The organism is Bradyrhizobium betae, from assembly GCF_050632175.1.
Classification (GTDB): Bacteria; Pseudomonadota; Alphaproteobacteria; order Rhizobiales; family Xanthobacteraceae; genus Bradyrhizobium; species Bradyrhizobium betae_B.
In genome coordinates, this window is record NZ_CP192576.1 from 1762138 (window position 1) to 1780518 (window position 18381).

At 65.4% G+C, this 18381-nt stretch carries 16 protein-coding genes and 3 pseudogenes; 8 read left to right on the forward strand and 11 right to left on the reverse strand.

From position 1 onward, the window contains the following. Positions 1-1350: an esterase-like activity of phytase family protein gene (locus tag ACQ86E_RS08710; RefSeq protein ID WP_431205047.1), complete on the forward strand. Its 1350-nt coding sequence runs from the start codon at positions 1-3 to the stop codon at positions 1348-1350. A 133-nt stretch (positions 1351-1483) separates the two neighbouring features. On the opposite strand, the gene ACQ86E_RS08715 is transcribed toward ACQ86E_RS08710, so the two are convergent. The 6 genes and pseudogenes from ACQ86E_RS08715 to ACQ86E_RS08740 all read right to left on the reverse strand — a co-directional run bounded on the left by ACQ86E_RS08715 (position 1484) and on the right by ACQ86E_RS08740 (position 6872). After that, complete coding sequence (locus tag ACQ86E_RS08715; protein WP_431205048.1) at positions 1484-2311, reverse strand: TonB family protein; 828 nt, start codon at positions 2309-2311, stop codon at positions 1484-1486. Further along, positions 2311-2757, reverse strand: coding sequence for a TonB system transport protein ExbD (gene exbD / locus ACQ86E_RS08720; protein ID WP_431205049.1), 447 nt, complete (start codon positions 2755-2757; stop codon positions 2311-2313). The genes ACQ86E_RS08715 and exbD overlap by 1 nt, the downstream gene beginning before the upstream one ends. A gap of 3 nt (positions 2758-2760) precedes the next feature. Next, positions 2761-3537 carry a tonB-system energizer ExbB gene (gene exbB / locus ACQ86E_RS08725; RefSeq protein ID WP_431205050.1) on the reverse strand — a complete coding sequence of 259 codons (777 nt, stop codon included), beginning with the start codon at positions 3535-3537 and terminating at the stop codon, positions 2761-2763. Positions 3538-3564: 27 nt separating this feature from the next. Beyond that, a complete protein-coding gene (hutX, locus tag ACQ86E_RS08730; protein ID WP_431205051.1) occupies positions 3565-4068 on the reverse strand; it encodes a heme utilization cystosolic carrier protein HutX in 504 nt (167 codons plus the stop codon). Positions 4069-4088: 20 nt separating this feature from the next. Further along, entirely contained in the window at positions 4089-4421 is a 333-nt protein-coding gene (locus tag ACQ86E_RS08735) for an antibiotic biosynthesis monooxygenase family protein (RefSeq protein WP_431205052.1), read from the reverse strand. 101 nt (positions 4422-4522) lie between these two features. Beyond that, positions 4523-6872, reverse strand: a pseudogene (locus ACQ86E_RS08740) (TonB-dependent hemoglobin/transferrin/lactoferrin family receptor). Positions 6873-7119: 247 nt separating this feature from the next. Between ACQ86E_RS08740 and ACQ86E_RS08745 the strand changes: the two are divergent. From ACQ86E_RS08745 to ACQ86E_RS08760, 4 genes and pseudogenes are all read left to right on the forward strand, one after another. Further along, complete coding sequence (locus ACQ86E_RS08745; protein WP_431206433.1) at positions 7120-7326, forward strand: hemin uptake protein HemP; 207 nt, start codon at positions 7120-7122, stop codon at positions 7324-7326. Positions 7327-7332: 6 nt separating this feature from the next. Further along, entirely contained in the window at positions 7333-8286 is a 954-nt protein-coding gene (locus ACQ86E_RS08750; RefSeq protein ID WP_431205053.1) for a heme/hemin ABC transporter substrate-binding protein, read from the forward strand. Continuing rightward, positions 8283-9337 (forward strand): annotated as a pseudogene (locus tag ACQ86E_RS08755) (FecCD family ABC transporter permease). The gene ACQ86E_RS08750 and the pseudogene ACQ86E_RS08755 overlap by 4 nt, the downstream one beginning before the upstream one ends. Further along, on the forward strand, positions 9334-10137 hold the full coding sequence (locus ACQ86E_RS08760) for a heme ABC transporter ATP-binding protein (RefSeq protein ID WP_431205054.1): 804 nt from the start codon (positions 9334-9336) through the stop codon (positions 10135-10137). Before ACQ86E_RS08755 ends, ACQ86E_RS08760 begins: the two are co-directional and overlap by 4 nt. A 328-nt stretch (positions 10138-10465) precedes the next feature. Here ACQ86E_RS08760 and ACQ86E_RS08765 read toward each other — a convergent pair. Continuing rightward, positions 10466-12137 (reverse strand): annotated as a pseudogene (locus tag ACQ86E_RS08765) (mucoidy inhibitor MuiA family protein). Between the two features lie 172 nt (positions 12138-12309). After that, the gene (locus ACQ86E_RS08770; protein WP_431205055.1) at positions 12310-12930 is read right to left on the reverse strand and encodes a response regulator transcription factor; all 621 of its coding nucleotides are present in this window, start codon (positions 12928-12930) and stop codon (positions 12310-12312) included. Positions 12931-13136: 206 nt separating this feature from the next. Here ACQ86E_RS08770 and ACQ86E_RS08775 point away from each other — a divergent pair, with 206 nt between their 5' ends. Further along, positions 13137-14174, forward strand: coding sequence for an AraC family transcriptional regulator (locus ACQ86E_RS08775; RefSeq protein WP_431205056.1), 1038 nt, complete (start codon positions 13137-13139; stop codon positions 14172-14174). A 2-nt stretch (positions 14175-14176) separates the two neighbouring features. Here the strand turns inward: ACQ86E_RS08775 and ACQ86E_RS08780 are convergent, their stop codons facing one another. Beyond that, positions 14177-15388 (reverse strand): NnrS family protein, encoded by a 1212-nt coding sequence (locus ACQ86E_RS08780; protein WP_431205057.1) that lies wholly within the window; start codon positions 15386-15388, stop codon positions 14177-14179. 128 nt (positions 15389-15516) lie between these two features. On the opposite strand from ACQ86E_RS08780, the gene ACQ86E_RS08785 reads away from it, so the two are divergent. Beyond that, entirely contained in the window at positions 15517-16227 is a 711-nt protein-coding gene (locus ACQ86E_RS08785) for a Crp/Fnr family transcriptional regulator (protein WP_431205058.1), read from the forward strand. Between the two features lie 85 nt (positions 16228-16312). Here ACQ86E_RS08785 and ACQ86E_RS08790 read toward each other — a convergent pair whose 3' ends face one another. Together ACQ86E_RS08790 and hemN are read right to left on the reverse strand one after the other, a co-directional pair. Continuing rightward, on the reverse strand, positions 16313-16510 hold the full coding sequence (locus ACQ86E_RS08790; protein ID WP_431205059.1) for a DUF1858 domain-containing protein: 198 nt from the start codon (positions 16508-16510) through the stop codon (positions 16313-16315). Between the two features lie 110 nt (positions 16511-16620). Then, on the reverse strand, positions 16621-17973 hold the full coding sequence (gene hemN, locus ACQ86E_RS08795) for an oxygen-independent coproporphyrinogen III oxidase (RefSeq protein ID WP_431205060.1): 1353 nt from the start codon (positions 17971-17973) through the stop codon (positions 16621-16623). Positions 17974-18133: 160 nt separating this feature from the next. Here hemN and ACQ86E_RS08800 point away from each other — a divergent pair, with 160 nt between their 5' ends. Beyond that, the gene (locus ACQ86E_RS08800; protein WP_431205061.1) at positions 18134-18340 is read left to right on the forward strand and encodes a hypothetical protein; all 207 of its coding nucleotides are present in this window, start codon (positions 18134-18136) and stop codon (positions 18338-18340) included. Positions 18341-18381 lie beyond the last annotated feature (41 nt).

Consider the following 18381-nt stretch of genomic DNA (forward strand, 5'->3'; position numbering starts at 1 on the left):
ATGCGCGCGACCTTTCTCGCCACCGTTGCAACGATCACCCTGCTCGGAAGCCCTGCGCAGAGCGAAGGAGAATTCCCGGCCAAGCTCGCCGGCCACGTGGTGATGCCGGCCGCGACCTTCATCGACGCACCGGCGGACGCCCCCGCCGATCTCAAGACATCAGGCAAATACACCACCGGCAAGCGCGTCGACGCGCTCGGCACCGTGATGGGCAAGTCGTATGAGCGGCCGACCGGCGTGTCGCTGCCGTTCAAGGGCCAGCCGCTGCAGGGCCATTCCGGCATCAAGCACATGCCCGACGGCAGCTACTGGGTTATCACCGACAACGGTATGGGCGCGCGCGCCAACTCGCCGGATTCGATGCTGTATCTCAACCGCTACAAGATGGATTGGGCGAGCGGCAAGATCGAACGCCAGGAGACCATTTTCCTGCACGATCCCGACAAGAAGGTGCCGTTCCGCATCGTCCACGAGGACACGGCGAAGCGCTACCTCACCGGCTCCGACTTCGACACCGAAGGTTTCCAGATCATCGGCAACGTCTTCTGGATCGGCGACGAGTTCGGCCCCTATATCCTGAAGGCCGACAAGACCGGCAAGATCCTCGGCGTGTTCGAGACGGTCGCGGACGGCAAGCCGGTGCGCTCGCCCGATCATTGGGCGGTCGGGACCCCGGGCGCACCTGGCGCGACCTACACCAACGTCAACCTCCGCCGCTCCAAGGGCTATGAGGGCTTCGCGTCGTCGAAGGACGGCAAGTTCCTCTACGGCCTGCTCGAGGGCCCGCTGTGGGACGCCGACAAGAAGGATTGGGAGAAGGTCGACGGCAAGGAAGCCTCCCGCATCCTCGAATTCGACGTCGCCGCCGAGAAGTTCACCGGCCGCTACTGGCAGTATGTGTTCGAGCAGAACGGCAACGCCATCGGCGACTTCAACATGATCGACCCGACCAGCGGCCTGATCATCGAGCGCGACAACGGCGAAGGCACCGCCGACAAGGCCTGCCCGCAGGGCACCCGCGGCGAGAACTGCTTCCCTGACATTGCCAAGTTCAAGCGCGTCTACAAGATCGAGCTTTCGGATGCCAATGTCGGCAAGCCCGTGCGCAAGATCGGCTATATCGACCTGATGAGGATCAGGGATCCCGACAAGAAGGCGAAGAAGCCCCTCAATGACGGCGTCTACACCTTCCCGTTCTTCACCATCGAGAACGTCGACAGCGTCGACGAGACCCACATCATCGTCGGCAACGACAACAACCTGCCGTTCTCGTCCAGCCGCGATCCCAACAAGGCCGACGACAACGAGTTCATGCTGCTGGAGGTCGCGGACTTCCTGAAGGCGAAGTAAGGCAGCGCTCTCTCGACACGGTCATCGCCCGGCTTGAACCGGGCGATCCAGTACTCCGAGACGCCTGTCATCCAACAGCGCGGCCTCGGCGTACTGGATGCCCCGGTCAAGCCGGGGCATGACAGCGGAGGGTTTATCTGACAGTAAACTCAACCGGGATCGAAAAGCTCATCGCGTTGTTCTTGATCTCCGCCGGGATCGGCGGGAACGGCGAGGCCTGGTGGATCATCGATGTCGCCTTGACATCGAACGCGGCAACGCCGGACGAAGCGATGCGGCTGGACGTGACCTGGCCATTGCGGCCGATCGTGAAACTCACCCGGACCAACCCGCGCTGACCGTTACCTCCGGACGGATAGGAATGGAAGCGCATCAGATGCGCGCGGATGCGTTGATTGTAGGACGCGATCGCGGATGCCACCGCACCGGCGCTCATGGCCGACGCCATCGGCGCCTCGCGCTCGGAGCGCGGCGGCGCGCTGGTGCGCGGCGCGGGCGTCGCCTCCGACGGCTTTTTGGCTTCGCGGCGAACCACCTTCGGCTTGACCGGTGTCAGCTTTTCAACCGGCACGATCTTCGCGGGTTCAGGCCTGGAAGGTGTCGGCTCGAGCTTCTGCTCCGGCGGCGCCACCACGTCCGGCTTCTCCTGCGGCGGCGTCGGCGCGATGGTTTCCTCGACGGCCTGCTGCTGCACAGGCTCCGGCGGCGAGGCGTCGGCCTCCTGCATCACCGGTCCCGGTGCGATATCGGTCTGCGTCGACTGTGGCGCCGAAGTCACCGGCGACATGTCGACCATGATCGCCGGCAAGCTGACGCCCGGCTCCGGTTGCGACTTCAGCCAGCTCATCGCAAGCAGCGCGGCGGCAAGGTGCAGCGCCACGATCACCACGGCCGAAGCGCCCCAACGTGCTCCCTCACGCTCGCCCAGTGGTTCGTGCAGGGCAAAGGCGCTCGCGGCCATCAGCTGCGTCCGTCGAGGCCGACCAGCGCGACCTTGAGGTAGCCGGCATTGCGCAAGGTGTTCATGACCTCCATCAGGTCGCCGTAGCTCACGGCCTTGTCTGCACGCAGATAGATGCGTTCGTCCTTGCGGCCCCTGGTAGCGGCGTCCAGCGAGGTGCTGAGCGCGTCGCGGCCAACGACGTCGTCGCCGACGGCAATCGAAAGATCCGGCTTCACCGTGACGAACACCGGCTTGTCCGGCCGCGGCGCCGGCTCGGCGGCGGTCGCGGGCAGCTCGACGCCGATGTCGACGGTGGCGAGCGGGGCGGCCACCATGAAGATGATCAGCAGCACCAGCATCACGTCGATGAACGGCGTGACGTTGATCTCATGGGTGACGTCGAGATCATCAGAGCCGCCGCGCTTGAGCGGCGATCCCGAGCGTGCGCCGAGCTTCGCGGCCATGGCCTACTCCGCCGCCCGCGCCAGCCGGAACTCTCGGTGGTCGCGCTGCCTGCTGACCAGCAGCATGAGCTGCGCCGAGGCATCGCCGAGCAGTGCACGGTAATTGGCAATGCCGCGGACGAGATGATTGTAGATCACCACCGCCGGAATCGCGGCAACGAGTCCCATTGCGGTGGCGAGCAGCGCTTCGGCGATGCCGGGCGCGACCACGGCAAGGCTCGTGGTGTGGCTCTCGGAGATGCCGATGAAGGCGTTCATGATGCCCCAGACCGTCCCGAACAGGCCGACGAACGGGGCGGTGGCGCCGATGGTCGCGAGCACGCCGGTGCCGCGCGCGATCTGCCGCGACATTGCCGCCTCGACCCGCTCCAGCCGGAGCGCAACCCGCTCCTGGAGACCGTCATCGATGACACCGCCGGACAGCTCCGCCTCCTTTGCGCAGGACTGAATCAGCTGAGCGACCGCGTCGTGTGCGTCGCCAACCCGCCCGGCCGCCTCCGTCAGCCTGATATTGCCTTCGAGCGCGCGCGTCCGCTGCAGGGCACGCGCGCCCTTGCGGCGCAACTCGATGGACTTGGCAAGCCACACGGTCCACGTCGCCAGCGAGGCGCAGGCCAACCCGACCATCACCGCCTTCACGACGATGTCGGCGCCCATGAACATACCCCACGGCGACAGATTGCGCGGCAACAGCGCTTCGTCGATCGCGAAGGCAGGAGCCGGCGCAAGCGCCAGTGCGATGGCCACGATCATTTGCCGAAGCCGAAAAATGCCCTGCATCCTGATCTCCCGACAGACAGAAAGACGCTATGCCGCAATCCGGTCCGCAAGCTGGCGGAACCGCGCGAGCTGGTCGCCGCGCAACGCCCGGGTCTCGTCGCGGCCGACGAAAACCTTGAACATGATGCCGCCGTCGGCATTGACGAAGGCGACGAAGGCCGAACTCTTGCCCATGAACGGGCGCTCCACGAAGGCGACGCCCGCGCAGCGCTCGTGGCGGAGGTGGCCGTGCAGGCCCTTCGGTTGCATCAGGTTGAAATAGCCGCGGCCGATCTCGCCCGCCGGAATCGAGCCTGTGAACTCGAAGATCGCGTCATCGGTATGAACGATCAGGGTGACTTCGCCCCACTGCGCGATGTCCTGCATGGCGGCTGCGAAATGCACGCCGCTGCCGATGCGCACCATTGCGGGCGGCAGCGCTTCGATCACCACGCGCGGGGTGACCTTGCGCTCGCGCGCGACGTCCTCGATCACCGCGCCGGGGTTGTCGGTCATGTACGCGGTGAGTTCGGCGAGATCGGTGCTCAGCATGTCCGGATCCTTGTCTCAGCTCAGGCGGCCTCAGCCTTGCGTTCGCTCTGGATCACCTCGAAGCCTTCGAATTTGGGGTGGCCAAGATAAAGGCTCTCGCCGGTCGGATTGTCGGCGCGGGCATGAGCTCGGCGAAACTGATCCGAGCGCGTCCAGGCCTCGAACGCCGCCTTGTCGGCCCAAAGGGTATGCGACGAATAGAGCGTGTGGTCGTCGGCTTCCGGGCCCTTCAAGAGATGAAACTCGACGAAGCCCGGCATGCTGCCGAGATAGGATTCGCGGGTGGCCCAGACGGTTTCGAACGCGATCTCCGCGCCCTTCTTCACCTGGAAGCGATTCATGGCGATAAACATGGAAGTCTCTCCTTCTTGATATTCGACGGGGACACGCCGAAGTCGCGCTGGGGGCATCAGCGCGACCGGGCGGAAGTTGACGGTGTCGCAAAGCTTCCGGCTTAAGCGCCTCCAAAGTGAATCTTCATGCCGGCCTTGTAGACCCTGCCGGCCCCAGCGCTCGTCCACAGCACGTCGTTCTGCGTGGTGCCGTCGGTCGAGCTGCCGGGAATGGCGTAAGGTCGGTAGTACTGGTTCAGGAGATTGTCGATCGACGCCGAGAACACGATGTCCTTGGTCGCGGCATACGTCATGTAGAGGTTGACCAGCTCGTAGCCGGTCGAAGGGACGTAGCCGGTGGGCACGTCTTTGTTCGCACCGTACGATGCCCACTGCGCCGACAGGATCAGGGTGCGATCGAGCAGGCGCACACCGCCAGTCGTGACGACCTTGCGCGGCGTGATGGTAGCGAGCCCGACATTGGTCTGGACGTTCTTGCCCTGGATGTAGTGGCCGGCAACACCGACGAACCAGTCGCCGGCATCGTACATCGTCTCCGCCTCAAAACCCTGGATGCGGGCATTGGCGATGTTCTGGTACTGGTAGAACTGGCTGAACGAGCCGAACCCGGTCGGGACCGGCGTCGAGGCGACGAGATCGATGTAGTCGGAGACGTCGTTGCGGAACAGGTTGATCTTGCCGCGGAACGAGTCGGAGGCCGAGAAGATGTTGTCGTATTTCAGGTTGAAGCCGACTTCCTTGTTCTTGCCGACTTCGGGACGAAGGTTCGCGTTGGGCAGGAAGCAGAACAGGCCGCTGGTGCCGTCGGGGCAGACGAAGAAGGCCGGTCCGCCGCCGGTCGCGTGCGCGCCGGAGATCACGGTCTCGGTGATCGAGGGCGCCCGGTAGCCTTCGGCGTAGCTGACATAGGGCTGGAAGCCCGCGACCGGCGTGACGCCGAGCGTGATCTTCGGCGAGAAGCGGTCGCCGCCGGTGTTGGTGGCGCCCGATTGCAAATTGTAGCGGTCATAGCGGATCGCGCTGACCGCCTCGAACCACGTGTTGTAATTCTGCTTCAACTGGATGAAGCCGCCAGACACCGTGCGGATGCCGCTCGGGGTCGTGATGTTGGAATTGCCGCGGCTGTCGGTCGTGATCACGTCGTCCTGGAACGCGTCGACGCCGTAGGTCACCGCATTGCGCCAGTCGCCGACGTCAAAGCGCGTGGTGTTATTGGCGTCAAAACCGACCGTGTTGAGGACATAGCCGCGCTTGTCGCCGACGCAGCCCGATATGTTGTTGCCGACATTGCCGGCGCCGCAATAGCCCGCGCCCGAGGTCGAGTAGTGATAGGTCTTGGTCTGGTCGTTTTCGGTGCGGTTGCCATAGACCGACACGTGCGAGTCGAACAGATTGTCGCTCGGCAGCGAGTAGTTCCAGGTCACCGTGCCGGTGTAGTTCTTGGCATCGGAAGAATAGACCGAGGAGCCCTGATAGAGTGCCCGCTGTGCGGCGGTCGCCACCGGGCCGGTGTTCATCTGGCCTATCGTGTATTGATAGTCCTGGAAGGTGGCGCCGAACTTGACCTCGTGACCGAGGGCGGGGCGCACCGTCAGCTTCATCAACCCGGCCGTGACCTCGTTGCCGGTGTTGCCGATCTCGGTGCCGTTGCCGTCCTTGTAATTGCCCTGGGTGCGGTAGACCGCGCCACCGAAGATGTCGACGTCGGGGGTGGCGCGCACGCCGCCGAATACCGAGCCCAGACCACGATTGTTGTTGGAGCCGTAGGAGCCCGAGAGGTCTACGCCCCAGCGCTCGCCGGGACGCAGCACGTCGTTGATGTCCTTGGTGCGGAACGAGACCAGACCGCCGATCGCGCCGGAGCCGTAGATATTCGCGGTCGGACCGCGCACGACGTCGACGCCGCCGATCAGCTCGGGATCGAGGAAGAAGGAGCCGTTGGCATTGTGGCCGGTGCGCTGGTAGTTCTGCCGCGCGCCGTCGACGACCACCGCAACGCGACCGAAATCCTGCAAGCCGCGGACATTGATGACGGTCGCGGGATCGTCGCCGCGCTCCTGGAACGACACGCCTGGCACGGCATAGAAAATGCCGGACAACCGGTTCGGCTGAAGCCCCTGGATCTGCTCAAGCGAGATCGAGCTGACCGGCGCGAGCAGAATCGATCGCGCGCTCCTTGGTCTTGGTTGCGGCGGCCGTGATGGTATCGAGCACCTGAAAGGACGCCGTGCCGCTGGCCTGGGCGCGGGCATTCATGGCCTCAGGCGTTGCCTGCTGCGCGATCTGCGGCTTGGCCGGCTTGCGCCTGGCCTGCTTGGGCCGCTCCGACGACACATTTTCAGTCCGCGGCGGCGCGGTCTGCGCGAGACCGCTCTCTGTCGCCATTGCCGCGATTGAAACCACCGACGCGCCCAAAATCAGCGCGCGCGAATACCTAGCCCCGTCAGCCATAAGCCCAACCCAATTATCATGTGTCTTGTTGGCTGGCGTGCGCCGCACGAAGCGAGCGACTGGCTGGCTATTTGTGGTGCGGACTCCCTGCCCGCATTGCCTTGATTGGTTACGTGGCAACACTCAGGCGGTCAATGTCGCAAGGTTGCAGTTTATATCGATTGTAAATTGCCGCCGTTGGAATGCGCCTCCCGCCGCTTATACAAACAAGCAGCATCTGAAATTGCGAAGGCGCATCACATCCATCATGTCAGCAACATCAGGAGACAACAGCGACGATGCAGCAAGGCCGGCACAAAGCCCTTCTGCAACAACGCGAACTCTCACCATGCAGGGCGGCCGGATCGACAGCCGCGAGCTGTTTGCGGCGGAGCGCGAGATCATCATCGCGCATGGCGAAGATAATTATCGCCTTCGCCTGACCTCGCAGAACAAGCTGATCCTGACGAAGTAACCTGCAATGACAATTTGTCGCATCCTCGCAAACCTCCTGTTATCGGGCACGGTCGCGCTCGCCTCCACCGCGCACGCTGCCGGCATCACCGTGCACGACGCGCGCAATCGCGATGTCAGCGTTGCCGACGCCGCGCGGACGGTCTCGATCGGCGGCGCCATCACCGAGATTCTTTATGCGCTCGGGCTGGAAAGCAGGCTGGTCGGCGTCGACACCACCAGCCTCTATCCGGCGGCGGCGCTGCACGACAAACCCAATGTCGGCTACATGCGCCAGATCTCGGCCGAGGGCGTGCTCGGCCTCAACCCGACGCTGATCCTGGCGATCCAGGGAGCGGGCCCGCGCGAGACCATGGACATCCTGGAGACGGCGAAGGTGCCGCTGGTGCTGGTGCCGGAGACCTTCTCAGAGCAGGGCCTGATCGAAAAGATCAAGCTGGTCGGCCACGCCATGGGCGTCGATGCCCGTGCCGAGTGCCTGGCGACCGCGGTCGACGCCGATCTTGAGCAGCTCCGCGCACTGCGCGCCAGGGTCACGAAGCCGGTGCGGGTGATGTTCGTGATGTCGCTTCTGAACGGGCGGGCGATGGTCGCAGGTCACAAGACTGCAGCCGACGAAATCATCCAGCTCGCCGGCGCCATCAACGCGGTCGACGATTACGACGGCTACAAGAATATCGGAGACGAGGCGATTGTGGCGGCCAGGCCCGATGTCGTGCTGTCGATCGAACGCGGCAAGGACTCGCTGCAGGCCGATGCGGTCTACACCCATCCCGGCTTTGCACTGACGCCGGTCGCCGCCAGCAAGAGTTTCATCACGATGGACGGACTCTATCTGCTCGGCTTCGGGCCGCGGACGGCCGCAGCGGCACGCGACCTCTCCGTTAAGCTTTATCCGGCACTGGCCGGTCAGGGCGGCACGTTCACCTCGGCCCTGTCGGCGGCGAATTGCAGGCAATGAGCCGCGCAGGACGACGGTCCGCTGCGATCGCGATTCCGGTGCTGCTTGCGGCGCTCGCAGCCACAGGGATCATTGCCCTGACCGTCGGCGCCGCCGGCATTCCCTCTCCCGATTGCCCGCCGCGCTGGACCTTGGCTCGGACGGCGCCGCGAATGCCATGACGGCCCGCGACCAGCTCGTGCTGTGGTCGATCCGCATTCCCCGGATCGCGGCGACCGCAATGGTCGGCGGCCTGCTCGCCGCGGCCGGTGCGATCATGCAGGGACTGTTCCGCAATCCCCTCGCCGACCCCGCCCTGGTCGGCGTCTCCAGCGGCGGCGCACTGGCGGCCGCAAGCGCAATCGTTTTCACCGACTCGCGATTCGGCGAAGCCTTCCGCTTTCTCCAGACCGAGCTGTTACCGCTGGCGGCCTTCGCGGGATCATTGGTCACAACCGCGATCCTGTACAACATATCGAGCCGCGCGGGACGAACCTCGATCGCGATCTTCCTGCTCGCCGGCGTCGCGATCACCGCCATCACCAATGCCGGCATCGGTCTGCTGGTGTTCATCGCCGATGACCGGCAGCTTCGCGACATCACGTTCTGGATGCTGGGCTCGATGAGCGGGGCCACCTGGACCAAGGCAGCCGTGCTTGCACCGGTCCTTATCATCGGGATTGGCGCCTGCGCGTACATCGCACGAGGCCTCGACTTGCTGGTGCTCGGCGAAGCCGACGCCTTTCACGGCGGCGTCGACGTCGAACGTCTCAAGCGCATCTCGATCGTCATGGTCTCCGCCATGACCGGCGTCGCGGTGTCGATCAGCGGCGTGATCGGCTTCGTCGGCATCGTCGTGCCGCATCTGTTGCGCCTCGTCATCGGCCCCACCCATCGGCTGCTGTTGCCGGCCTCGGTACTATCAGGCGCCACCCTCATGGTGGGCGCCGACACGCTGGCGCGCACCATCGTGGCGCCGGCCGAGATGCCGATCGGCATCCTGACCGCCGCGGTCGGCGCGCCGGTCTTCCTCGGCATCCTGCTGCGGCAGCGCGGGCTCGCCTCGCTATGAGCGCCGTGATCGAAGCACGAAACTTGAGCAAGCGCGCCGGCCGCGCGACGCTGCTCGACGGCGTCGGCCTGAACGTGGGGGCCGGCGAGATGGTCGCCATCATCGGCCCGAACGGCGCCGGCAAGTCGACGCTGCTGCGACTGCTCTCCGGCGATCTCCGCCCGAACGCGGGCGAGGTGCGGCTGAAGCAACGCGATATCGGCAGCTTCAAGCCGCGCGAGCTCGCGGCGCGGCGCGCGATGCTGTCCCAGCACATCAACGTCAGCTTCCCCTTCACCGTCGAGGAGATCGTGCTGATGGGCGCGGGCGATCGCAGCCTGCGTGAGGCGGGCGGGCTCGTGGACGCTGCGCTGCACGAGGTGGGCCTGGAGCATTTTCGCGAACGGCAATTGCCGACGCTGTCGGGCGGCGAGCAGCAGCGCACTCATTTCGCCCGCGTGCTGGTGCAGCTCGCTTGCGGCGAAGCCGAGCACGGACCGGGTCTGCTGCTGCTCGACGAGCCGACCTCGAGCCTCGACCTGCGCCACCAGATCGACCTCGTCGAGGCCGCTCGCCGGCGCGCCGCCGGCGGCACCGCCGTGATCGCGATCCTGCACGATCTCAATCTCGCGATCCGCTTCGCCGACCGGCTTGTCGTGCTGAACGGCGGCAGGCTCGCCGCCGACGGTCCGCGTACGGACGTCGTCACGAGCAAAACCATCCGCGACATCTTCGAGATCGACGCAATCGTCCATCAGGCCGACGACGGCGTGCCTTATGTGCTGCCGCAGTCAATGCGGGCCGTGGTGCCGACGCGGTGAAGGTCCGTTCCCCCGCTTGCGCAGGGCGATCGCATATGGATTTAACTGGGATCGCGGGCTTTCTCCCGCCTCTCCCGCGCGCGGGAGAGGCCGACGCGTCCCGGGCGATGCGAAGCATCGTCCCGCGCGCGGCGGGTGAGGGTTCTCACCACTGGGGGATTTCCTCCGCAATTCTCGACAGTCCCGTTGCGGAAACAGCCCTCACCCCAACCCTCCCCCGCACGCGGGGGAGGGAGCTCACTACCGATGCCGCCACACTGTGCATGCCATATGCGATCGCCCTACCCGCTTGCGGGAAAGGGTTGGGCAGCTCGTTCGTGGCTGCAGCCTACCCCGCCGGCACGATCACCATGCTCTTGTCCTTCGGCCAGCGGATGCGCCAGGCGAAGTTGATGTCGCGGACCTCGCCGGGCTTGGCGTCGAACGACCATTCCAGCACGCCGCGCTTGTCGCGGATGTTGCTCGCGGTGGGCGTCGTGGTCGCGGGCAGCATCTCGACGACGATGTCCTCGTTCTCGCTGACTGGTAGCTGATCCTCGATCGCAACCTTGATCGGGAAGTCGTGACCGTTGCGGATTGTAGTCTTGAACGATCGCTCGTCGGTCTTCGACGTCGTGACGAGAAGGCCGGCCGAGCCTTCGTTGCGCTTGAGCACGGCGCGTTCGATCTTGATCTTGTCGTCGGCGCCGAAGCCGAGACGGACGATGTCGTCCTTGGCCGAACCCGAAATCTTGCCGCGACCGACGAAGACGCCGTCGCGGTAGATCGCGACCTTCCCCGGCAGCAGTGCGGCCGCATCCGTCTGCCTGAAGCTGGCTTCGAGGAAAGCGGTGGGGTCCATCACCGGCGCGGCGCGCACCGCAAGATCGGCGGGCAGGTTCATCGAAGTGATACGCAGGCTCTTGGCGCCATCGGCAGCGCCGAGGCTGACGCGACCGGGAATCCTGAACGTGGCCTGGAAGTCGCCGATCTCCGCAATGGCTTGCTGCTCGTCGACGCGGCTCGAGCGCGTCCGCGACTTTGGCCATGGCGGGCGATTGTGCCTGACGGGTCAGCGGAGCGGGCCGTGCCAACTCAGAGGCTGCGCCGAGCGCCATCGGCCTCGGCGGTTGCGGATATTGCGCCACCAGCGAACCCAACTCCGGCGCACTGCCGCCGCGCCCGATGCGCACCGTGGACACACCGAGCGTGACATTCGACCAGTCCTCGCCGGTTGATTGCGTGACCTCGGCGCGGCGGACCAGCTCGAGCTGAGGCTTGCGGTCCTTGGCGCCGGTGTCGAGCCGGGCGTCGTAGAGCGGCAGCCAGCGCGCATTGCGCACCGCATAAGTCACCCGCAGCGTCGCCTTGGTCGCAGCCGCCGCGGCGACGTCGATCCGCACCTCGAGCTTGCCCGGCGGCTTGGCGGAGCGCTCGGCTTCGAGCTGTGCGAGCTGCCGATCGATCTCGCGCTGCTTTCGGGTGGCATCGCGGATCGCGGTATCGGCGGTCGCGATCTCCTCGGCGACCGCCGCAAAGGCCGCGCGCCATTCGGTGATCGGCCGGGCCTCGCCCTTGTCGCCGAGGCCGGCGGGCGAGGCTTCGGCAAAGTGTTGTGCGAATTTGCGCCGCGCATTGGCGGAATCGATCGTGCCTTGCAGGTCGGCGCGCTGGTCCTTCAGCGCTTCGATGCGCTTGTCGAGCTCGGGCAGGTTAACCGGCGGCGCCGCGCGCGGCGGCCGCGCGTCGATCGTGCCGATGGTGAGCCTGGCGCCCGCCTCGCCTTCGACCCGGAGGGAGGACGGATCGAGCGACAACGGAAAATCCCTGGCGACCAGCGTGCTGTCGCCGGAGGCGAGGTCCAGCGCGATGATCCGGGTGACGGTGGCGCCATCCGGATAGACCGTGACGGTGTCGATGGCTGAATTGGCATCCACATCGGCGGCCCATGACGGCAACGCAAATGCCGTGGTCACCAAAACCAGGCCTGTCGTCGCCAACCATTTTGCGGTGATGCGCATAAAAGTCCCTCCTGCCGTCTCGCCGCGCCGCCAGCCGGACGCGCGCGATCAAATGCCTCGCCAACATGGTTGGACGCGGCAGGGAAGGAACTGGTTCGATTGGGGTTTCCGTGGGGCGCCGCCGCGGCGGCACCAAGGCCGCGGAACGTATCATCGTCCTGCGGCCGAATTCCTAAGCCTGAGTGGACGAACCCTGGCCGAAGATACGGCGGAGCAGATCTGTCACATTCCTGGCGCCGGCCTTCTTCAGGATGCCGGCGCGGTAACCTTCGACCGTCCGTGCGCTCAGATGCATGCGCCGGGCGATCTCCTTGTTGGTGAGGCCGGCGGCGAGGTGTTCGAGCACGTCGCCTTCGCGCCCGGTCAGGGGCTCGCAACCGGGCAGCCAGCGCTGCCGGCCGGAATCGGACTGAGCGGACTCGTCGATCGCGGCATCGATCCGGTCGACGACGTCGCGCGTCCGAAACGGCTTTTCGATGAAGTCGGCTGCGCCGCTCCTGATGGCGTCGACAGCCATGGCGATGCTGCCGTTTGCGGATGTCACGAGTACCGGCGCCATGCAGTTCTCTTCGCGCAGACGCTTGAGCACGTCGAGGCCGGAGCGATCCGGTGGCATTTCCAGCAGCACGCAGGCCGGCATCCGCGCCTTCGCTTCCGAAAGCAGCGATGCGCCGTCGGCAAAGCAGATCACATCATAGGCGCTCTGCTGGAGCGCCGTTGACAGTTGTTCGCGGGAGGCGGCGTCGGTGTCGATGACGAATACCTCACCCTTGGAAAGCATGTTCCCCGGCATAATCCCGATCCAATAATGTCTTGGTCAAATGGCAAGGGACGACCGCGGGGCCCACCGCCCTGCTGCGCCGTCATGGAGCACGGCATTCGCGCCAAGTGCTTCGCTTTCCTTTATGTATGTTCCGACCTGTTCCCGGATTTGACGGATCGGGACAGAAACTTTACATTTCGGGACATCTGCGGGAATTGCTGGCAGGAACGGTTCGCATGACCGACCTCATTCGCAGCGCAGGCTTGAGCTACTACCCGGATGTCGCCCGGTCGGTCGGGCTCGATCCCAAACAGATGATGCGCAAGGTCAGGTTGCCGCTGGCCTGCCTCGACAAGCCCGATACGCCCATTGCCGTGACGAGCCTGCGTCGCCTGCTGGAGTTGTCGGCAGAGGCGTCCGGTGCCGAAGATTTCGGCTTGCGGCTCGCCGAGCGCGGCGGGCTGACCAATTTCGGCGCGGTCGGCCTGATCGTGCGCGAGCAGGCCACGGTTGGCGAAGCGATCGAGGCGTTCTCGCGCTTCATCCATGTCCATCACGACGGCATGAAGCTCGACATCACCCGCAACAAGCAGACCGTGACCGTCACGCTGCATCTGCGCGGCCGGCAGCCGAGCGCGCCGCGCCAGTCGATCGACATGGCGCTGGGCAGCATCCACCGCATTATCCAGTCGCTGTTCGGCAGCGATTGGCGGCCGCTGGAGGTCCATCTGCATTATCCGCCGCCACACGACCGCAAACGCTACCGCGACTTTTTCGGCTGCCACGTCGCCTTCAATGCTGATGGCGATGCGATCCTGCTGTCGGCGCATGACATGGAGCGCCGGATTCCGAGCGCGCATCCGCTGATCGCGAGCTATCTGCGCAAGCGCATCGAGGCGATCGAGAACCGGCCCGCAAGCTGGGAAGAGAAGGTCGACGAGGTCGTGCGCCGCCTGCTCGCAAGCGGCGACTGCACGGTCGAACGCGTGGCCGAGCACCTCGCCTGCACCCGCCGCACCATCCACCGTCATCTCGCCGAAGCCGGCACCAGCTTCTCGGACATCCTCGACACGCAGCGCGCCGACCTCGTGGTCGAGTTGATCGACGATCCCGGACGGCCGCTGGCTGACATTGCCGTGCAACTCGGCTTCTCCGCGCAGAGCGCGATGGCCCGCTGGTTCCGCAGCCGGTTCGGCTGCACCATCACCGCATGGCGCAAGGGCGTGCGACCGCTGGCAAAGCCGGCCGGCATCCCCTCCGCGACCGCGGCTTAACCTCAGCGCGCCGGGGCGGGCACGCCCATGATGGCAAGTGCGCGCCGGCGGCTGCCGGCGAGAAGCGGGCCGAACGCGATCGCAAAACCGAGGAACGCGACGACCCAGCCGCAGGCGGCGACGTGCAGCAGCGCATCGCCGTGCGCCGGCAACACCACGGCAGCGACCCGCGCCAGCGCCGCGATGATGATCGCGGCGTAGATTCCTTGCGTCGCGAGCGAGGCCGTCAAGGCCTGTCCGGTGTGGCCGAGACTCGCGCGCGTCATCACCGCGAGCGTCATGGTTCCGGCCGCGCCCGCCATCCAGGCATGAATGCCCGCACTCGGCGGCAGCACACCGAAGACAGCCAGGGCATGCAGGATAAAACCGAGCGGCACGAAGACATAGCCGACATGCAGGATCAGCAGCAGGCGTTCCCGCGTGGTGCGATCACCGGCCCATCGCGCGAGCCGCACCAGATGCAGCACCCCGACCAGAGCCATCACCACGCCGGTGACCACATTCAGCGGCGCCACGATCCATGCCATCAGCGCGAGCGCGCTGCATCCGATCACCGCACCGTCGAAGCGTCCGAACGGCACCGGCAGGCGGCCGGGATTGAACTTGACCAGCCAGTTGCGGGTGAAGCTCGGGATGATGCGGCCGCCGATCAGCGAGATCATCAACACCACCACGCCGATGCCGATTCGGATGCTGACATCGGCCGCGCCTTCGAAATGCGCCTCGAGATGAAAGGCAACATTGCCTGACAGCAGCAGCAGCACGAGCACCACCACGGGCAGATTGCGCCAATTGCCGCCCGCAATGATCTCGCGCATTGCGGCGGCGACGACCAGCGCCAGGAACGCGGCGTCGACGGCGAGCGCGAACGACCAGCCGAGATCCGCGGACAACGTCACCGCGACGCGGCCGGCGAGCCACACCACGAGCAGCGCTCCCAGCGACGTGCCCTGAATCGGCAGCCGCCCGGTCCAATTCGGGATCGCCGTGAACAGGAATCCCGTGATCACCGCCGGCAGGAAGCCGTAGAGCATTTCGTGGACGTGCCAGTCGCGCGGCGCGAACGCGGAACTCACGGACAACTCGCCATAGAACAGCGGCAACCAGGCCAGCATCGACAGCCCCGCCTGGATCGCTGCGAGCAGGAAAAAGGGCCGAAAGCTGTTCGCAAATAGCGGCCAGCCGTCAAATTTGCGGGATCGGGCGCCAGCCATGGAAGCAGCTCCTGTGAATTCACAACGCTCTCTGGGAAAAATACTGCCGCACAGGCCGCCCTTTTTGCGCTATCGCAAACACCGGGACGATTGCAGGTGTCATCACACTCCCACGCCAAGGAGGCAGAATGGCCAAAGTCGACACGTCGCTGGTTGCGCATTTGCCGCTGTTTGAAGGCGTCAAGCCGGACGATCTCGACGAGATCCTGCGCGAGGCCCGCTCGGCGCGTTACCCCAGGAACACCGCCATCTTCGAGCAGGGCGCGGACGCGCAATCCTTCTTCCTGCTGCTGCACGGCCATGTCCGCGCGGCCAAGACCACGCCGACCGGTGAGCAGATCGTGGTGCGCTATGTCGCGCCCGGCGAGACCTTCGGGCTCGCAATGGCGATCGGCGCAGCGCACTATCCAGCGACGGCGATGGCTGTGGACGACAGCGTGGTGCTGATCTGGCCGACCTCGGCCTGGCCGCGCCTGATCGAACGGTTTCCGGCGCTTGCCGCCAACACGCTCCAGACCGTCGGTGCGCGGCTGCAGGAGAGCCACACCCGCATCCTGGAAATGTCGACCCAGCAGGTCGAGCAGCGTGTCGCGCATGCGCTACTGCGCCTCGCCAAGCAGTCCGGCAAGAAACTCGATCACGGCATCGAGATCGACTTCCCGATCAGCCGCCAGGACATCGCGCAGATGACCGGCACCACGCTGCACACCGTCAGCCGCATCCTGAGCGGCTGGGAACAGCAGGGTCTCGTCGAGAGCGGCCGCCAGCGCATCATCCTGCGCGATCCACACAAGATCGTCGTGCTGGCCGAGCGCAGCCCGGAAAGCGGCGCAGCCTAGAAACAGGAGTGAGGGAGCTTCCGCTTACGGCGAAAGTTCGCCCTCACCCGGGACTCCGCGCGTCCCGCGCGAACTCCAGCCCTCCTCACGCCGGCACGCATTCGCACAGCGCGGCGAGGAATTTGTCGCGATCGATGTCATGTTCGCGGCAGGCGTCTTCCACGGTGTGGAAGGTCGCGATCGGACAACCGACACAGGCCATCCTGAACGCGAGAAACACGCGGATCGTGTGCGGCGCCGTACGCATGATGTCGTCGACGAGATCGTCGGATCCGAAGGACATGGGCAACTCCGTTCCGATCTGACGATAGCGGAGCGGCCGGCCATTTCTTTGTTGGAGCGCAAGCTGACCGTTGCTTCTCCCTCTTCCCGTTCTTACGGGGAGAGGTGAACCTACACCGCTCTGCTGTGCAACTGCTTGCCCGGATCGAGATGCGCATCGAACGCGGCGGCGACGCTGCGGACCAGGAAGCGCGAGTCGCTCGCGACCGCGAGCCGCTCGCCGTCGAGCCTGACGACGCCGTCCAAGATCAGCGGCTTCAGGCGCGAGGCCGATTGCAGCATCGCCCCAGCCTCCGCGCCATGACGCGCGCAGATGTCGCCGAGATCGGCGCTAAACTCGCACATGATGCGCTCGATAATGTCGGCACGCAGACGGTCGTCGTCTGTGAGCCCATAGCCCTTTGCGGTGGCCAATTGGCCATTGGCGATGCTTTGCGTATAGGCGCCGATCTGCACCTGGTTCTGGACATAGCCCTGCGGCAGATGTCCGATCGCGCTGGCGCCGAAGCCGAGCAGGACCTCGCTCTGATCCGTGGTGTAACCCTGGAAATTGCGCCGCAGCGTGCCCTCCTTGAACGCCACGGCCATGGCGTCGTCGGGACGGGCGAAATGGTCGAGTCCGATCTGCACGTAACCGGCCTCCTTCAGCGCGTTGGCGATCGCACAAGCCTGATCGTGCCGCGCCAGACCGTCGGGCAGATGGCCCTCGTTGATCATGCGCTGGTGCTTCTTGAAACCAGGAACATGCGCATAGCCGAACACCGAGAAGCGGTCGGGCTTAAGCTCGAGCGAACGCCGCACGGTATCCAGGCACGAGGCGACGGTCTGGTGCGGCAGCCCGTAGATCAAGTCGAAATTGATCCCGTTGATGCCGGCGCACCGGAGCATGTCGACGACGGAGGCGGTCTGCTCGAAACTCTGCACGCGGTTGATCGCGCGCTGCACGACGGGATCGAAGCTCTGCACCCCCAGGCTCGCGCGGTTGACGCCGGAGAGCCGCATGGCCTCGACCATCTCGGCGGTCAGGGTGCGCGGATCGATCTCGACCGCTATCTCGGCGGACGGCAGCACGAAGAACGCGTGGCGCATCGCCGCCATCAATTCGGCAAACGCGTCCGGCGCCATGATCGTCGGCGTACCGCCGCCGAAATGAATGTGCTCGACCTTGATGCGGCGGCCGATGGCTTCCGCGACCTGCGCGATCTCGCTGCGAAGCGTCCGCTGATAGGCGGCGATGAGCTCGTCGCGACGAGCGATCTGGGTGTGGCAGCCGCAGTACCAGCACATCTCGCGGCAGAACGGCACATGCAGATAGAGCGAGGCGCTGGCGCCCGAGGGAAGATCGGACAGCCACCCGGCGTAGGCGTCGGCGCCGATCGCCGGCGAGAAGTGCGGCGCGGTCGGATAGCTCGTGTAGCGCGGCAACCTCTCTTCGCCATAGCTCGCTGCGAGATCAGTCCTCATGTCTTACCCATTCGTAAATCAACGTCGCGCAATGACGCGGCAGGTCCCGGATGGCACCAAATTACCCATTTCCGGATGGACGACCTTGCGCTTGCTCAAAGTCTGCGCGCCGGATTGGAGCCATAGTGACGTTTAATCAGTGTCCCTCTGGAGATAGGCCATGGCGTCGCTTGCGCTCGATCTCGTTCTCTGGCTCACCGGCGTGCGCGGCCACATCCCCCGCTTCGACGAATTTCGTCCCGTCCCCGCCGCACCCGCAGCCGGCATCGGCTCCGCCGTTCGCGTGCTGGCGATCACCGCTGCCGTGCTTGCCGCGCTGTCGCTCGCGGTCTGGGGCACGGTCTGGATTGCAATCCAGCTTCTCTAGTGGCCGCATCCATTCGCAATCCGACTTGCGAACAACTAGCC

What these genes read in the sequence shown, in the direction of transcription:
- ACQ86E_RS08710 (WP_431205047.1), top strand. Translation starts at nt 1, where the DNA reads ATGCGCGCGACCTTTCTCGCCACCGTTGCAACGATCACCCTGCTCGGA.
- ACQ86E_RS08715 (WP_431205048.1), bottom strand. Translation starts at nt 2,311, where the DNA reads ATGGCCGCGAGCGCCTTTGCCCTGCACGAACCACTGGGCGAGCGTGAG.
- exbD (WP_431205049.1), bottom strand. Translation starts at nt 2,757, where the DNA reads ATGGCCGCGAAGCTCGGCGCACGCTCGGGATCGCCGCTCAAGCGCGGC.
- exbB (WP_431205050.1), bottom strand. Translation starts at nt 3,537, where the DNA reads ATGCAGGGCATTTTTCGGCTTCGGCAAATGATCGTGGCCATCGCACTG.
- hutX (WP_431205051.1), bottom strand. Translation starts at nt 4,068, where the DNA reads ATGCTGAGCACCGATCTCGCCGAACTCACCGCGTACATGACCGACAAC.
- ACQ86E_RS08735 (WP_431205052.1), bottom strand. Translation starts at nt 4,421, where the DNA reads ATGTTTATCGCCATGAATCGCTTCCAGGTGAAGAAGGGCGCGGAGATC.
- ACQ86E_RS08745 (WP_431206433.1), top strand. Translation starts at nt 7,120, where the DNA reads ATGTCAGCAACATCAGGAGACAACAGCGACGATGCAGCAAGGCCGGCA.
- ACQ86E_RS08750 (WP_431205053.1), top strand. Translation starts at nt 7,333, where the DNA reads ATGACAATTTGTCGCATCCTCGCAAACCTCCTGTTATCGGGCACGGTC.
- ACQ86E_RS08760 (WP_431205054.1), top strand. Translation starts at nt 9,334, where the DNA reads ATGAGCGCCGTGATCGAAGCACGAAACTTGAGCAAGCGCGCCGGCCGC.
- ACQ86E_RS08770 (WP_431205055.1), bottom strand. Translation starts at nt 12,930, where the DNA reads ATGCCGGGGAACATGCTTTCCAAGGGTGAGGTATTCGTCATCGACACC.
- ACQ86E_RS08775 (WP_431205056.1), top strand. Translation starts at nt 13,137, where the DNA reads ATGACCGACCTCATTCGCAGCGCAGGCTTGAGCTACTACCCGGATGTC.
- ACQ86E_RS08780 (WP_431205057.1), bottom strand. Translation starts at nt 15,388, where the DNA reads ATGGCTGGCGCCCGATCCCGCAAATTTGACGGCTGGCCGCTATTTGCG.
- ACQ86E_RS08785 (WP_431205058.1), top strand. Translation starts at nt 15,517, where the DNA reads ATGGCCAAAGTCGACACGTCGCTGGTTGCGCATTTGCCGCTGTTTGAA.
- ACQ86E_RS08790 (WP_431205059.1), bottom strand. Translation starts at nt 16,510, where the DNA reads ATGTCCTTCGGATCCGACGATCTCGTCGACGACATCATGCGTACGGCG.
- hemN (WP_431205060.1), bottom strand. Translation starts at nt 17,973, where the DNA reads ATGAGGACTGATCTCGCAGCGAGCTATGGCGAAGAGAGGTTGCCGCGC.
- ACQ86E_RS08800 (WP_431205061.1), top strand. Translation starts at nt 18,134, where the DNA reads ATGGCGTCGCTTGCGCTCGATCTCGTTCTCTGGCTCACCGGCGTGCGC.